General features: G+C 55.6%; 16 protein-coding genes and 2 tRNA genes. 10 read left to right on the forward strand and 8 right to left on the reverse strand.

Going from position 1 to position 15236, the window contains the following annotated elements; translation table 11 throughout:
* Positions 1–8 precede the first annotated feature (8 nt).
* The 5 genes from lolA to cysG all read left to right on the forward strand — a co-directional run bounded on the left by lolA (position 9) and on the right by cysG (position 5293).
* Positions 9–638, forward strand: coding sequence for an outer membrane lipoprotein chaperone LolA (gene lolA, locus ABO_RS06670; RefSeq protein ID WP_011588573.1), 630 nt, complete (start codon positions 9–11; stop codon positions 636–638).
* A gap of 57 nt (positions 639–695) precedes the next feature.
* Complete coding sequence (locus tag ABO_RS06675) at positions 696–2027, forward strand: replication-associated recombination protein A (protein ID WP_011588574.1); 1332 nt, start codon at positions 696–698, stop codon at positions 2025–2027.
* Positions 2027–2434 (forward strand): fluoride efflux transporter FluC, encoded by a 408-nt coding sequence (locus ABO_RS06680; RefSeq protein WP_011588575.1) that lies wholly within the window; start codon positions 2027–2029, stop codon positions 2432–2434. Before ABO_RS06675 ends, ABO_RS06680 begins: the two co-directional genes overlap by 1 nt.
* A gap of 63 nt (positions 2435–2497) precedes the next feature.
* The gene (gene serS / locus ABO_RS06685; RefSeq protein ID WP_011588576.1) at positions 2498–3787 is read left to right on the forward strand and encodes a serine--tRNA ligase; all 1290 of its coding nucleotides are present in this window, start codon (positions 2498–2500) and stop codon (positions 3785–3787) included.
* Positions 3788–3907: 120 nt separating this feature from the next.
* Complete coding sequence (cysG, locus tag ABO_RS06690; RefSeq protein WP_011588577.1) at positions 3908–5293, forward strand: siroheme synthase CysG; 1386 nt, start codon at positions 3908–3910, stop codon at positions 5291–5293.
* 120 nt (positions 5294–5413) lie between these two features.
* Here the strand turns inward: cysG and ABO_RS06695 are convergent, their stop codons facing one another.
* The 5 genes from ABO_RS06695 to ABO_RS06715 form a co-directional block, all read right to left on the reverse strand.
* A complete protein-coding gene (locus ABO_RS06695) occupies positions 5414–6403 on the reverse strand; it encodes a glycosyl transferase family protein (RefSeq protein WP_011588578.1) in 990 nt (329 codons plus the stop codon).
* 61 nt (positions 6404–6464) lie between these two features.
* Positions 6465–6719 carry a hypothetical protein gene (locus ABO_RS06700; protein ID WP_011588579.1) on the reverse strand — a complete coding sequence of 85 codons (255 nt, stop codon included), beginning with the start codon at positions 6717–6719 and terminating at the stop codon, positions 6465–6467.
* A complete protein-coding gene (locus ABO_RS06705) occupies positions 6720–7019 on the reverse strand; it encodes a hypothetical protein (protein ID WP_035458226.1) in 300 nt (99 codons plus the stop codon).
* A complete protein-coding gene (gene tusD, locus ABO_RS06710; RefSeq protein ID WP_011588581.1) occupies positions 7012–7386 on the reverse strand; it encodes a sulfurtransferase complex subunit TusD in 375 nt (124 codons plus the stop codon). Before tusD ends, ABO_RS06705 begins: the two co-directional genes overlap by 8 nt.
* The gene (locus ABO_RS06715; RefSeq protein WP_011588582.1) at positions 7386–8069 is read right to left on the reverse strand and encodes a Bax inhibitor-1/YccA family protein; all 684 of its coding nucleotides are present in this window, start codon (positions 8067–8069) and stop codon (positions 7386–7388) included. Before ABO_RS06715 ends, tusD begins: the two co-directional genes overlap by 1 nt.
* A gap of 275 nt (positions 8070–8344) precedes the next feature.
* Between ABO_RS06715 and ABO_RS06720 the strand changes: the two genes are divergently transcribed.
* Positions 8345–8432: transfer RNA gene (locus ABO_RS06720), tRNA-Ser, on the forward strand.
* A gap of 89 nt (positions 8433–8521) precedes the next feature.
* Here ABO_RS06720 and ABO_RS06725 read toward each other — a convergent pair.
* The 3 genes from ABO_RS06725 to ABO_RS06735 are packed head-to-tail and all read right to left on the reverse strand — an operon-like array spanning position 8522 to position 11498.
* A complete protein-coding gene (locus ABO_RS06725; protein WP_046961866.1) occupies positions 8522–9559 on the reverse strand; it encodes an ArsA family ATPase in 1038 nt (345 codons plus the stop codon).
* Positions 9559–9825: a cory-CC-star protein gene (locus tag ABO_RS06730; RefSeq protein WP_011588584.1), complete on the reverse strand. Its 267-nt coding sequence runs from the start codon at positions 9823–9825 to the stop codon at positions 9559–9561. Before ABO_RS06730 ends, ABO_RS06725 begins: the two co-directional genes overlap by 1 nt.
* A complete protein-coding gene (locus ABO_RS06735) occupies positions 9825–11498 on the reverse strand; it encodes a carbon starvation CstA family protein (RefSeq protein ID WP_041704938.1) in 1674 nt (557 codons plus the stop codon). The genes ABO_RS06730 and ABO_RS06735 overlap by 1 nt, the downstream gene beginning before the upstream one ends.
* 281 nt (positions 11499–11779) lie before the next feature.
* On the opposite strand from ABO_RS06735, the gene uvrY reads away from it, so the two are divergent.
* The 4 genes from uvrY to ABO_RS06755 all read left to right on the forward strand — a co-directional run bounded on the left by uvrY (position 11780) and on the right by ABO_RS06755 (position 15207).
* Positions 11780–12433 carry a UvrY/SirA/GacA family response regulator transcription factor gene (uvrY, locus tag ABO_RS06740; protein WP_011588586.1) on the forward strand — a complete coding sequence of 218 codons (654 nt, stop codon included), beginning with the start codon at positions 11780–11782 and terminating at the stop codon, positions 12431–12433.
* Positions 12434–12512: 79 nt separating this feature from the next.
* Positions 12513–14336, forward strand: coding sequence for an excinuclease ABC subunit UvrC (gene uvrC, locus ABO_RS06745; RefSeq protein WP_011588587.1), 1824 nt, complete (start codon positions 12513–12515; stop codon positions 14334–14336).
* A 95-nt stretch (positions 14337–14431) separates the two neighbouring features.
* On the forward strand, positions 14432–15037 hold the full coding sequence (gene pgsA, locus ABO_RS06750; protein ID WP_011588588.1) for a CDP-diacylglycerol--glycerol-3-phosphate 3-phosphatidyltransferase: 606 nt from the start codon (positions 14432–14434) through the stop codon (positions 15035–15037).
* 94 nt (positions 15038–15131) lie between these two features.
* Positions 15132–15207 (forward strand) — tRNA-Gly (locus ABO_RS06755).
* The last annotated feature ends 29 nt before the right edge of the window (positions 15208–15236 follow it).

Consider the following 15236-nt stretch of genomic DNA (forward strand, 5'->3'; position numbering starts at 1 on the left):
GAGTTTGAATGAAAAAGTTGCTGTTAACCTTGGCTATGGTTCCCGCCGTGTTATTTTCGCCCACCGCATGGGGCGATGCCACGGACGATTTGTTAGGCCGTTTGCAAACGCTTGAATCCATGAAAGGCGGGTTTGAGCAGGTGGTGCTGGACCAGAGCGGAACGCACATGCAGGAAGCTTTGGGCAAGTTTCAAGTAGCACGAGGTAACCGTTTTTACTGGCTGACCGAAACACCCTATGAGCAGATGGCGGCCTCGGACGGCACTACCGTCTGGGTGTACGACAAGGACCTAGAGCAAGTGGTAGTGCGGCCGCTGAGTCAGGATCTGGGACAGACTCCGGCGCTACTGTTTGGCGGCAAACCTGCGGATGTAGCCAAGGCTTTTACCATCTCTGAGCGCGACAATCGGGGGGCTGAAGTAACCTACCGATTGACCCCGAAAGGCCAGGACCCGCTATTCGATCAACTGGACGTCACCTTCAAGGGGGGGCAGCCAGCGTCCATGCGCCTTCAGGATGCATTGGGCCAGCAGACTGTGATTGATTTCATCGGCTTAACCCTAAATGACGGTATTGATAGCAGTTTGTTCCACTTCGATCCGCCGGAAGGCACGGATGTCATTCAGCAACAACAGTAATGGCGGGTAACGGCCGGGGCACCCGGTCGTTGTCTAGTCACCAGTAGGCGTTTTTCCATGAGCGATCTTTTTGCCCTTGATGCTGCCCAACAGGCTCAGCCCCTGGCGGCTCGCCTGCGGCCGACTCGCTTGGACGACTATGTAGGTCAGCAGCACCTGGTGGGTGAAGGCAAGCCATTGCGCCAGGCGCTGGACCGGGGCCAGCTACATTCGATGATTTTGTGGGGCCCGCCGGGGACGGGTAAAACCACCCTGGCATTAATCATGGCGCAAACCGTGGATGCTGCCTTCATCACCTTGTCTGCGGTGTTGTCCGGGGTAAAAGATATTCGTGCGGCGGTGGAGCAAGCTCAGATTCTACTGGGCCAGGGGCGGCGCACGGTCTTGTTTGTGGATGAAGTTCATCGTTTCAACAAGGCCCAGCAGGATGCGTTTTTACCCCATGTGGAAGAGGGCACCATCACCTTCATCGGCGCTACTACCGAAAACCCTTCGTTCGAGCTTAATAACGCATTGTTATCGCGAGCACGGGTTTACCGGCTCCGCGCGCTGGCGCCGGAAGATCTGAGTGGGTTGCTTGTCCGTGCGCTGCATGATCCAGCACTTAATGGCATGCAGCTAGATGCACAAGCGACCGAGCTGTTGCTCAACTATGCCGATGGCGATGCCCGGCGGTTGCTGAACATGCTTGAAGTGGCTGCAGATCTGGCTGATGTGGACGTGCCAAATATCGGCGCGGACCTGATGCGTGAAGTGCTTCGTGATGCCGTTCGCCGGTTCGACAAAGGCGGCGACCTATTTTATGACCAAATCAGCGCCATGCATAAATCCGTCCGCGGTTCCGACCCGGATGCGGCCCTATACTGGTTCGCTCGTATGCTCGATGGCGGCTGCGACCCGCTCTACATTGCTCGCCGCGTGGTACGTATGGCCAGTGAAGACATTGGCAATGCGGACCCGCGGGCATTGACGCTGTGCCTGCAAGCCTGGGATGTGCAGGAGCGGTTAGGCAGCCCGGAAGGCGAGTTGACCATCGCCCAGGCTATTGCCTATCTGGCTGTCGCGCCGAAAAGCAATGCGGTGTATAACGCCTATAATCAGGCTCGGGCGCTGGTCCGGCAGCAACCCACCGATGAGGTGCCTTTGCACCTACGCAATGCACCCACTCAGCTTATGAAAGACGAAGGCTTTGGCGCCGAGTATCATTACGCCCATGATTTTCCGGACGCTTTTGTGCCTGGGGAAAATTACTTCCCGGCCAGCCTTCAAGACACACGGCTGTATGAACCGGTGAATCGTGGGCTTGAGATCAAAGTGGCAGAAAAGCTGGCCCGCCTACGAGAATTAAACGCCAGCAGTGACTGGACCCGCTACGGGAAGCGCAAATAATGTCGTTATCAGCGATTACCGAAGGCGGCATGCTGCCGTGGATAGCGGTAGCCATCGGTGGCGCCGTTGGCGCCTGCCTGCGTTTCGCCACCAGCTTATGGCTTGGCGTTCCGTCTATGCCCTCGTGGCCTTGGGCCACTTTCGGAGTGAACTTGGCAGGCAGTTTCCTGTTCGGCCTGCTGGCTATCTTGTTGGCTAGCCTGCCAGTGGGAGATGTGTGGCGGCTGGCATTGATGACCGGCATGCTCGGCGCACTGACCACCTTTTCTACGTTTTCGTTTGAATTAGTGCGGATGGTGGAAGCGCGGGCCTTTATACTTGCCGCCGGTTACGCGGTGGGGTCTGTTGGGGCCTGTTTGTTGTTGGGCATAGCGGGCCTAGCATTGGGTCGACTGTTTTTTGAATAACATTGGGAAGCTGAAAGTTTAAACTTTCAACTCAGCCTTTTCTGATTTTGGAGTAAGAAATACATGCTGGATATTCGTGCCTTGCGGCAGGACGGTGAAGCGATCAAGGCGGCGTTGAGCAAACGCGGCTACACCCTGGACCTGGAGGAATTTGCCGCTTTGGATGCCAAGCGCAAGCAAGCAGATATGCGCTCCCAGGAATTACAGGCGGATCGCAAGAAAGCTTCCAAGCAGGTGGGCGAGTTGATTAAGTCCGGTATGGCGGTGGATGAGGCTAAGGCACAGGTGGCCGACGCCCTGCAGACCATTGATACAGAACTGGATAAGGAAGTGGCCAGTGCCAAGGCGATTCAGGACGAAATTCGTGAATACCTGATGGGCATTCCCAACGTCCCGCAAGAAGCCGTACCTGCAGGCAATGATGAAGACGACAATGTGGAAGTGCGCCGCTGGGGCACACCGAAAACACTGCCGTTTGAGCCGAAGGACCATGTGGATATTGGTGAAGCGCTGGAGGGCGGGCTCGATTTTGAACGCGCGGCTAAGCTTTCCGGTGCACGTTTTGCAGTGATGAGCGGTGGCCTAGCCCGCATGCACCGGGCGCTGATTGATTTTATGCTGGATATACACAGCGACGAGCATGGCTATCAGGAAGTGTACGTGCCTTTCCTAGTGGGGCCGGAAGCGCTACGAGGAACTGGCCAGCTACCCAAGTTCGCTGAAGACCTGTTTAAAATAGAAGGTGAGCGTGAACTCTATTTGATTCCCACCGCTGAAGTGCCGGTGACCAATCTGGCCGCGGATGAAATTCTCGAAGCGAACACCATGCCCCGTCGTTATACCTGTCATACACCGTGTTTTCGTTCTGAAGCGGGCAGCCACGGTAGAGATACCCGCGGTATGATTCGCCAGCATCAGTTCGAAAAAGTGGAGCTGGTGCAGATGGTTCGCCCTGAAGAGTCCGATGCGGCGCTGGAGGCACTGACCGGCCATGCGGAAGCCATTTTACAGAAACTGGATTTGCCATATCGAGTGGTGATTCTTTGTGGCGGTGATTTGGGCTTTTCGTCTTCCAAAACCTATGACATCGAAGTCTGGCTTCCCAGCCAGCAGTGCTATCGGGAAATTTCTTCCTGTTCCAACTTCCGTGATTATCAATCACGTCGCATGCAGGCTCGCTGGCGCAACCCGGAAACCGGTAAACCCGAATTGGTACATACCTTGAATGGGTCTGCTCTGGCAGTAGGGCGTACTTTAGTAGCGATACTGGAGAATTATCAGAACGATGATGGTTCAGTAACTGTTCCTGAGGCACTGCGTCCCTACATGAGAGGTCTGGAACGCCTGAAATAGTGTTGCTCAGGCACAAACGACGACCATTGCGTTCGTCGCATGGCATGCCTTTAACGCAGGCTTGCCGCTTTTTGTGTCAGGCATCATTCACTCAGCGTCTGGCGTTTACTGGGAGCAAGCATGGAATTTCTACCGATCAGCTGGCGTTTACAAGGCAAGGTGGCTTTGTTGGCCGGCGGCGGCGAAGTGGCGTTGCGCAAGGGGCGCCTTCTGCACCGATCAGGTGCGATTTTGACTGTAGTTGCCCCGCAAGTATGCGATGAGCTGCTCGATATTGTGGTGCGTAGCGGCGGTTCCTGCGTGGTCAGGGCGTTTGAAAGCGCAGATCTAGACGGGGTCGCTCTGGTTATTTGTGCCACCGATGATCGCAGTACCAATGCTGAGATAGCAAAACAGGCCCAGCAACGGGGTTTGCCCGTGAATGTGGTCGACGATCCTTCGCTGGGTGATTTCATCTTTCCGGCCATTGTCGACCGTTCCCCGGTGTTAATCAGTATCAGCTCCTCCGGTGCTTCGCCAGTGCTGGCCAGGAAACTAAGAGCCCAGCTGGAATCCACTTTGCCGGCGCGCTGGGGAAGACTGGCTGACCTGATGGCGCGTTTCCGTCAGCCCTTGAAAGACAAGCTCAGTAACATCGGTGCCCGGCGTTTATTCTGGGAGCAAACACTGGATAGCCCAGTCGTGGAAAAAGTGCTGGCCGGCAAGGACAGTGAGGCAGAAGCCATGCTCGCCGCTGCGATCGAATCTGCCGACGCAACAACCCTGAGCCGAGGCGAAGTGTATCTGGTGGGTGCTGGCCCTGGGGATCCGGACTTGCTCACGTTCCGAGCGCTGCGTTTGCTGCAAAAAGCCGATGTGGTGCTCTACGATCGCCTGGTCGGCAAGGGTATTGTAGATCTGGCCCGTCGCGATGCGGAGCTGGTGTATGTGGGTAAAGCCCGTGACAAGCACGCGCTGCCCCAGGACAACATCAACGAGTTGCTGGTTCATTACGCTAAACAAGGCAAGAAGGTTTGCCGGTTGAAAGGCGGGGATCCTTTTATCTTTGGCCGTGGCGGTGAAGAAATTGACCTGATTGTGGCGGAAGGTATCGATTTTCAGGTGGTGCCAGGCATTACTGCGGCCAGCGGCTGCGCTTCCTATGCGGGTATTCCACTAACCCATCGTGACCATGCTCAATCCGTGCGATTCGTCACCGGGCATCGTAAAGATGGCTCGGTGGATCTGGATTGGAAACATTTAGTCAGCGAAACCGAGACAGTGGTATTTTATATGGGGTTGGTGGGCTTGCGAGAAATCTGCAGCCAGCTGATCGCCCACGGCCGTGGGGGCGACACACCCATCGCGCTGGTGTCACGAGGCACGACTAACCTTCAGGAGGTGATTACCGGTAGGCTAGATCAGCTACCTGACGATATCGAAGGCCGTGAAATTCACGCCCCCACCCTGATAATTGTTGGCAGCGTGGTCAGCCTGCATCCTAAATTTGGTTGGTTCAAACCCTGATCGCTTCAATACCGCATTACGGCTACGTTTGACACGCCCTACAACGCACTGTTTGTAGGGCGAATACCTAAGAGCACAATTCGCACAATTCGCACAATTCGCACAATCCGATAGGTGTCATTAGAGCCGTTTTTTATCGCGCTTTTCCCACAAAGCGGCGGCTTCTTTTAACGCACTCTGCAATGAATCTGCCTTGTCCAGGCCCCACAGTGCCACCGCTACGGTAGAAATCACCGCCTGTTCACCGTACTCATCACGGGTTTCCCCGCGCCACACCTTCAAGAGCGTTTCTGCACTGGGGGCATCCGGCGGAGTCTGCCGAGGTATGGTGCTATCGAGCACCGCGCTTTGCAGCGCTTGGCCATGACGAATGCCTTGAATTTGGGTGCGTGCATCCGGGCGGATTTCCAGCTCGCCCCCTTCACCTTTGAACAGCAGTAGATCCTGGTCACCGGCTAGGGCGGCGGCACCTTGGTGCAGCTCAATATAGGCCGGGTGGAAAACGCTCTGCATGGACAGTGGTGCCTGGGCGGGGTTGAGGCTGCGGGCCAATGTGTTGATCGGCGAGCGTAATCCTAGGAAGTGGCGCAGGGTGAGCATGCGCGACAATGGCGAGCAGAACTGCTCGAGGGGCAGATAGGCAAGCCCGTGTGTTTCAAGGTGCGCCTGGGCCTGTGTCACAGTGTCGGCAACGGGCAAGCCCAGCTTCGGTAGAAGCGCATCGGTATAGACCCGATTCGGCGTGTGCGCCGGCCCGCCATGTAGCAAGGTGCGGATACCATTGGCCGCTAGCAGCACGGTGGCGAGCAAATACCAGGGGTGATGTTTTTTCTTGCCGGCATAGCTGGGCCAGTCCAGATCCACGGCGGGCAGTTCGCCAAGCGCCTGGTAGCAAGCCGGGCGGCAAGCATCGAGAAAGCCCGCCAGCTCATCGGGGGTTTCTTCTTTTACGCGCAGCAACATCAGAAAGGCGCCGAGTTGGATATCTTCGACGTCTCCATCAAGGATGGCCTGCATGGCCTCACGGGCCTCTTCGCGGGTGAGGCTGCGGCGGGCGCGTTTGCCGCGGCCCAGAGTACGCACAAAAGGCGCAAAGGCATGTTCAGTCATGATTCCGTCTCGCAGAGAGGGGCGGGCGTACTCGGTAAAGCAAAGCCCGTGAAAATGTCATTCAATACCAGCTGGTAGAGGCGCCGTGCTCGGCTATCAGCTCCACCAGTTGGGCATGATCAATCACTGGCAAAGTGCTGTCGGGCAACTGCAATGCTGGATGCGCGAGCAGGTAGCCATCGCCTTTCAGTGTCAGCTGTGATGCAAGTAATAGGCCTGCATCGGTGAAAACACAGACATCGCCTTTGCTGTAAAGCGTGCTAAAGCGCTGCCATAGGCTGTAATTGTCGGGAGAGAATCCCAGCAGGTGCAACATTCAGAAAACCAGAATTTGATGGCATTGGGTACGTAATGATAACAGCTCGTCCGCACAAAGAGCGTCCGCGGGAACAGGGCAGTCTTCATCACTGTCCACCACACAGCGAACACCAAATTCAGCCAGCTGGGCCAGCGTTTGATTGGGGCATAACCGTAACATGGCAAGACAGGGCGGTGTCAGCCAGAGCGTGGTGGCTTGACCGAACGCCGCACCGGTAAGCAACATATCCAGCATTTCCTGAAATTGGCTGGAAAACGGCTGACTGCCGGTGGCAATAAACAGGGTCTGGCTAGCCAAACTGAATCACCCGGTCGCTATTAATAAGTGCATCCGCCCATTGGCCTAACCCGGCAAGAGAGAAGCCCTCAGCCAGAGTGGTTGCGGCGTTTGAGTCAACGACACCACGACGCTGGGCGGCACCGACGCATACCATCGCCTCAACGCTCTGGCTGGCAATCCATTGCTGCCACTGCTGGGCGGCACTGGCCTGCTCTGCGTCGCCAGTCCAAGCATGGCGATTGGCCAGATGCACCGCATCGCGGTAGAGAAACAAGCAATAGAGTTGATGGTCAGAGGAGGGGTTGTGTAGCGCTTGTGCGGTGTGAAGGGCGGTCAATGCGGCGGCAGATTCTGCCGCCGCATTGACCAGTAGCGAGAAACGCATTAATCGTTACCGCTGAGCGCCGTCAATAGGTGCAACAAGGACATAAACAGGTTGTAGATGGATACGAACAGGGTGACGGTCGCCATGATGTAGTTGGTTTCACCGCCATGGATGATAGCGCTGGTCTGCCACATGATGAGCAGGGAAGAGAGCAGCACAAAGGCAGCGGATACCGCCAGGCTTAGAGCCGGAATCGCGAAGAAGATGTTGGCGATGCTTGCCCCGAACGCCACTAAAACACCGATCATGATGAAGTTGGTGAGGAAGCTGAAATCCTTGCGGGTTACCAGAGCAATGGCAGACATCGCCACGAAAATACCGGCTGTACCTGCCAGAGCCGTGGTCACAATTTCCATGCCGCCAGGAATCTGGGTATACATATTGATGATCGGGCCGGTGGTAAAGCCCAGCCAGCCAGTCAGGCCAAAGACAGCCAGAATGCCCCAGGCACTGTTACGCAGTGCGTTGGTGGCGAGCAGCAAACCAAAGTAGACGCCGATGGTCAGCCACACGTTGACGAAACCGATGTTGCTGGCCATGGCAAACCAAGACGCGCTGGTTGCCACGACGAGTGACAGCCCCAGCAGCATATAGGTGTTTTTCAGTACCTGGGCCGCTCGCTCCCCGGAAACGGCAATGCCGTGCTGGTGGGGGGCAGAGTAGGGGTTAGTCGGGTTATTCATGATTTCACTCATCTTTGCTAATTGTACCTGTGATCATAAGGGCGGGGAGCCCAAAATCAAGCGCTAAACAAGGTTTTCATGGTGCTCGCAGGTGTGTTCGTAGATGGGAGTCAGCCAAGCCCAATACGGGCACGCTAAACAACCAATCCTCCGCTGTTATTTCAGCTGATGACTGAATAATTAAGCCGTACTGATTAAAACCTAACCAGTCATGCACAGTATTGCCGCTGCGCCGTTGACTGGCCTTATTGCTCATGTATTATTGCTGCCACCTTGGAGGGGTGGCAGAGTGGCCGAATGCACCGGTCTTGAAAACCGGCGACGGGAGACCGTCCGTGGGTTCAAATCCCACCCCCTCCGCCAAATAAAAAGCCCGCACTCAAATGAGTGCGGGCTTTTTTTATGCTGTTCTGCGGCGCAACTGGGCCCACGCAGCAGGATCGGGCTAATGCCTAGCGATCAACGTTCCCCAGTAATCCGGCAAATTGTCGGATTGCCTCCAAGCCCTGAATATCATCTTTCTGTAACGCCACATCCTTGCGAGGCAGTGAGCCCAACGCGTTGGCTAGCTCTTCCATGTGCGCTTTTTGGCGTGCGTGGCGTGCAGCGAAAAAGGGGCCTTCTGCGGCATCAGGCAGCACCCGGTTGACCACGGCGCCGACCACTGGGATGGCATGCTCCTGGAGCGAGGCTACCGCGCGCCGGGTTTCGAGAATGGGCAGCCGTTCAGGGGTCAACACGAAAATAAAAGCAGTATGGCTCGGGTTGGTGAGCTGACGGCGGGCGCGATTAAACAGGCGCTGTCGCGCCATGAGGGTGTCGGCCACTTCCTGGCTGCGTGGATCCAAGCCGCTGGTGGCGTGCTCGGTGGGGTCCTGTAGGGGGCTGTCTATGCTTTTCTCTGGGGTAAGATGGCCCAGCACTTGACCCAGCTTACGCGCTTTTTCGCTGTGCCGAAGCAGGCCTTGGGTCCAGGCGGCCATCACTTCTGGAAGGCTTAATAATCTCAGGGTGTGGCCGGTGGGAGCAGTGTCAAAGATCAGCAGATCGTAGTCGTGACTGTCCTCATCAATCAACCGGGAGATACGTTCCAGCAAGGCTGCCTCCTGGGCTCCAGGCGACTGTCGACTGAGGCGTAGCTGTTTATCCAGCTCACGAAATTGATCCGGCGTGGCGAATCGGCGCATTTGCGCACTTACTCGTTCTAGGTACGCCTCTACTTCGTCATCCGGGTCAAGCTCTAGCGCGGTTAAACCGGGAGAAAGAACGGTCGGTTGATTGCCGATAGGGCGATTAAAGGCGTCTGCCAGACTGTGGGCTGGGTCCGTGGAGACCAGCAACACCTTGCTCCCCTGGTCTGCTGCACGGACCGCTAGGGCTGAGGCGGTGGTGGTTTTGCCTACGCCACCCTTGCCGCCCACCATAAGCAAAGCGCGGGAGGCCAGCAGGGCATCTAGATCAAGTGTGTTGAATGTTCGGGCGTTGGTCATCAGCAGCAACGGAAGTGGTCAAGGGGCGAGCGTTCCATACCCATGCGGGTGTGCCAATCATGGAAACGTTCCATTAGCAGGGGCTGTAATTCCAGCGTGCTCCAAGCGGCGGGATTAGGCACACCCATCATTTCCGAGAATACCAAAAGCATAAACAGGTCTTCCTCATCCCGCTTAGCTCGGGCAATGGCAGCACGATAGGGCGCATTATAATATTGTGCGCTGAGCTCACTAATACGCTTAAACCATTGCCTAGGCGTGGCCATTAAACGGTCTCCGGCGGAGCCTTAAAGGCGCGTTTGAGAGAAGCGGTGCATTCAAGCGTCACCAAGAGTGCGGCGACCAGCACCACAAGGTCTAGCCCCAACAGGAACCAGTCTTGTTTTTCATAGAAGCTTTTCAGCTGCATCAACAGGGCAAAAAGTGTCATCACCAGCAGGAACACCAGCGGTGCAAGAGTGTAGATGGCGGGGCGACCGCGTTTTACCAGCATGATAGTAATGACCAGCAAGGTCAGCCCGGCAAGCAATTGGTTAGTGGTGCCAAATAATGGCCAAATAAGCAGGCCGCCGGAGCCGTCTGCACCGCCGGCGCCAAACGCTAGTAATAAACAGCTGGCTACGGCGAGTAGTGTGGCAGGCAGGGGGCGAGTCATCCATTTCTGTTGATAGATTTCGCCCCATTCCTGAAAAATATAGCGTTGTAGGCGCAAACCGGTATCCATTGTGGTGCCGGCAAAAAGCGCCGCCATTACAGTGAGCAGGGTGGCGGCTACGCCTGCATCCATGCCCATACCGTTGGCAAGAATATTCGCACCGCCGTCTACGAAGGCAGTTAGGCTACCTTGCCCAAAAGCAGTATAAACCGCTTGCCAGTCCGCCAAAGAAGCAAAGCCGGCGGTGGCGGCAATAATGGCCGCCAGTGCCAGGGCACCTTCACCCACGGCGCCAAAGTAGCCAACAAAGCGGGCATCGGTTTCCTTGTCCAGCTGCTTGGAGCTAGTCCCTGAGGCCACCAGCCCATGAAAGCCCGAGATTGCGCCACAGGCGATAGTGACAAACAGCAGCGGTATCAGTGAGGGCGTACCAGCAGGAATGTCGCTGTTGATCATGGGCGCGACCACGTGTGGATTGCCCAGCAGAACCGCGCCGTAAAGTAGAATTAGGCCAACAAACAATTGCAGGCCATTGATGTAATCGCGAGGTTGTAAAAGCATCCAGACCGGCAGTAGAGAGGCCACTGCGGCATAGGCGAATAACAACAGAATCCAACTGGCGTTAGCCGACAGCCCCATGACTTGATCAGGCAGCGCTATGGGTACGCTCGGTCCCACATAAATCAAGCTATACAGGGCGGCAACACCGAGCACCGATACCAGTCCTAATCCAATCACCCGGCGGTAGATAAGTTGGCCGATGACTAAGGCTACTGCGATGGCCCCCCAGACAGGGACAACGGCGCCGGGGTTGTTGATCAACAGCTTGGCGATCACCACGCCGAATACCGCGTTGACCATCAGCAGTACTAGGAAGATAACGATCATGAACACAGTGCGCGCACGGCGGCCAACCACTTCGCCGGTAAGTGCCCCAACCGATTTCGCTCGGTTACGGACACTGGCCCACAGGGCACCGCTATCGTGGACACCGGCAAAGAAAATGGTGCCCAGCACTACCCAGAGAAAGGCAGGCAGCCAACCCCAAATAACAGCAATGGCAGGGCCGACGATAGGCGCTGCACCTGCTACTGAGGTGAAATGATGGCCCCAAAGCACGTACCGATTGGTGGGAACAAAATCGATGCCGTCTTCAAATGCGTGGGCAGGAGTGCGAAAATTCGGATCCAGTTTATAGATGCGCGATGCAATAAAACGCGAATAAACGAAATAGCCAGCGGCCATGCCTCCGAGCCCCAGCAGGAGCAAAATGATTGCGCTCATGAGTTGCCTTTTGTCGTTGTTAGTGACGGCCATTACCCGTGTTGAAAAAATGGCCAGATGAAACTGACCATGTTGCTATATGGTTCGCTTTTTTGACTGTTTGGTCAACGTGACTAAAGGCTAATGGCGCCAGTGTGCATGGTCGAGAAAAACTGACCAGAGGTATCCCGTTTGTTAACGGCGTTCTATGCACGTCGATGTACAAGGGGTAGTCTTATGCCTATAAAATCGAAAGAAAAATAGCACACTGGCGGGCAAGGGAACTGCCCGGGGGCATAGTAATGATCAAAGTATTGGTAGTGGATGACCATGATCTGGTCCGCACCGGCATTGCTCGAATGCTGGACGAAGTTGATGGTTTGCAGGTTGTCGGGGAAGCGAATTCAGGCGAGCGGGCCATACAGATGGTTCGGGAGTTGGCGCCAGAAGTGGTGCTCATGGACCTGAAAATGCCTGGCATCGGTGGGCTAGAAGCCACACGTAAGTTGCTGCGAGTGGATGAGGGAATCCGAGTTATTGCCGTGACCATGTGTGAAGATGAGCCGTTTCCTTCGCGCTTGATGAAGGCGGGCGCCGCGGGTTATATGACCAAAGGCGCAGATTTGGAAGAAATGGTCCGCGCCATCAAGATTGTGGCTACCGGACAGCGCTATATTAGCCCGGAGATTGCCCAGGTTATGGCGCTCAAGCCCTATTCTGGAGATGAAGGGTCACAGCTGGACATGCTATCCGAACGTGAATTGCAAATCATGATGATGATCGTCAGTTGTCATAAAGTGCAGGACGTGGCAGATAAGCTCTGCCTCTCACCCAAAACCGTCAATACCTATCGGTACCGAATATTCGATAAGCTGGGCGTGACTAGTGATGTGGAAATGGCGCTTCTAGCGGTGCGCCATGGCATGTTGGATGCAGTGGAAAACTCGGTATTCTGACCGCTGCGCCTTACACAGGGGGAAATCGCTAGGGCAGTGCTGATACAATTACCTCGCCACACTGTGTTGAGATGCCCCCTTGTCTAATTTCGACCCCAAACACTTCCTTCTCCACTGTGCCCGCAAACCCGGTGTTTATCGCATGCTGGACGCAGAGGGTGGCGTTTTGTATGTGGGTAAAGCACGTAATCTGCAGGCACGCCTAAACAGTTACTTTCAGAAGAATGTGGCGAGCGTGAAAACCCGCGCTCTAGTAGGGCGGATTCGCGATATCCAGACCACAGTGACAGGCAGTGAGGTCGAAGCGCTGCTGCTTGAGCAGTCACTCATCAAGGAGCTTAAGCCGCCGTACAACATTTTGCTTCGCGACGACAAATCCTATCCTTATATACGCATCACCCGTTCTGATCGTTTTCCCCGCGTCACCTTTCACCGGGGAACCCGCCGGGCGGGGAGCCAGTATTTTGGCCCTTACCCCAGCGGCAGTGCGGTGCGAGAAGCGCTATCGTTAATCGAGAAGATTTTCCAGGTTCGCAATTGCAGTGACAGCTACTTTCGAAATCGCACTCGTCCGTGCTTGCAGCATCAGATTAATCGCTGCACAGCGCCATGTGTGGGCTTAGTGAGCGAAGAGGATTATGCCCGTCAGGTAACAATGGCGGCAGACTTTCTGGATGGGCGGAGTCGAGAGGTGGCCGACCAGCTCAGCACTGATATGGAAGCCGCCGCTGCGGCGCTGGAATTTGAGAAAGCCGCCCTGCTACGCGATCAGCTGGCGGCGATTCAGGCAGTTCAGCAGAAGCAGTACGCAGAAACCGGGCAAGGCGATCTGGATGTGGTGGCCATCGAAACCCGTCATGGCCTTGCCATAATCGAGGTGCTGATGATCCGCGATGGCCGAATTCTTGGCCATCGCACCTTCCGACCTGATACCCGAGGAGAGGACGATCGCAGCGAAATCCTCGAGGCGTTCCTCTCTCAGTATTACCTTGGTGACAGAGAAGACCCGGTCAAGCCGCAGGAAATATTGCTGTGTATGGAGATTCCCGGCGCTGAGGCTTTGCAGCAAGCGCTGGAGGAGCAGTGGGCTAAGAAAGTTCGGTTGGCTTGGCGCGTGCGCAGCGACCGGGCCGCCTGGATTAGCATGGCGCAGACCAATGCCCAGCAATCCATGGCCACGGAAATGGCGGCAAGGGAACACATGGAGGCTCGCTTTCTGGCCCTGGAAACGCTGCTTGAAAGCAGTGAGCCGATTCGCCGCATCGAGTGTTTCGATATTAGCCATACGCAAGGTGAAAAAGCGGTGGCCTCCTGTGTGGTGTTCGATCAGCAGGGGGCACGCAAACAGGATTACCGGTATTTTAATGTAAATCCTGCAGCGGGTGGGGATGATTATGAAGCCTTGGAAGAAGCAATTCGGCGGCGCTATCAGCGTGTTTTGAAAGAGCAAGGGCGCATGCCCGACTTACTGCTGATCGATGGCGGCAAGGGTCAAATGCAGCGTGGCTGGAAAGTTGTTCAAGAATTGGATCTGCACGCCAGCATACGAGTGATGGGGATCGGTAAGGGGCCTAGCCGGCGGCCGGGGTTCGAAGCATTATACTTGCCTTGCGGGAAAGAAATGATTCCTGGCCCGGCAGACTCCGCGCTGCATCTTTTGCAGCAGGTGCGCGATGAGGCTCACCGGTTTGCCCTGACAGGACACCGTGCAAGGCGCGGCAAAGCCCGCAAGCAATCGACGCTCGATGAAATTCCCGGTATTGGCCCTAAGCGTCGAAAGGCTTTACTTACTCATTTTGGCGGGCTCAAGCAGATGCGAAATGCATCCGCCAGCGAGTTTGCTCGGGTGCCTGGCATCAATTCGCAAATGGCGCAAACGCTTTATGATTGGTTCCACCGCTAGGAGGGGGCGTTTATTGATCTAAAAATCGGAAATGAGTCACGGCTGCCTTTGCGCTATACTGATAGCCTATTTCTTCTAGTCGGTAGTCCCTCCCTATGCAGAAAGTGCACCCCATCCTGAATTTGCCGAATATCCTCACTCTGATTCGGGTATTGGCGATTCCCGTATTGGTGCTGGTGTTCTATCTGCCGTTCCACTGGAGTGATGTTTGCGCGGCGTTATTGTTTCTGGCTGCGGGCATTACTGACTGGCTAGATGGCTATCTAGCGCGCAAGCTGAACCAAACCAGTCCTTTTGGGGCTTTTCTGGATCCAGTAGCTGACAAGTTAATTGTTGCTGTGGCCTTGGTGATGTTGGTGCAAGTTCATGCTACTGCCTGGTTGGCCGTTCCTGCCATGGTGATTGTGTCTCGAGAAATCACTGTCTCGGCATTGCGCGAGTGGATGGCAGAGCTTGGTCAGCGCGCAAAGGTGGCGGTGAGTCAGCTGGGCAAAATTAAAACGGTAACCCAAATGACGGCGATTACGTTGCTGCTGGCGCAAAAGCCGAAATTTACTTTAGACGGTGACATCATTATGAACCCGTGGCTTTGGTTGAGCTATGGGCTGCTGTACCTAGCAACGGCCTTCACCCTGTGGTCCATGGTGTCATATCTGCGTGCTGCAGCCCCACAATTGCTCAAAAGTCAGTCAAAGTCCTGAAAAGTCAGAAAAAACACCTGATGCCGGGTTGACACCTGAAGGGGGGTGAGTAGAATTCACCCCCGCAACGGAGCGCGACTCCGGTGTAGAAAAAGCGGGAATAGCTCAGTTGGTAGAGCACAACCTTGCCAAGGTTGGGGTCGCGAGTTCGAATCTCGTTTCCCGCTCCAAGTTTCAGAAAACCTCGGTTACACCGAGG

Source organism: Alcanivorax borkumensis SK2, assembly GCF_000009365.1.
Lineage (GTDB): Bacteria > Pseudomonadota > Gammaproteobacteria > Pseudomonadales > Alcanivoracaceae > Alcanivorax > Alcanivorax borkumensis.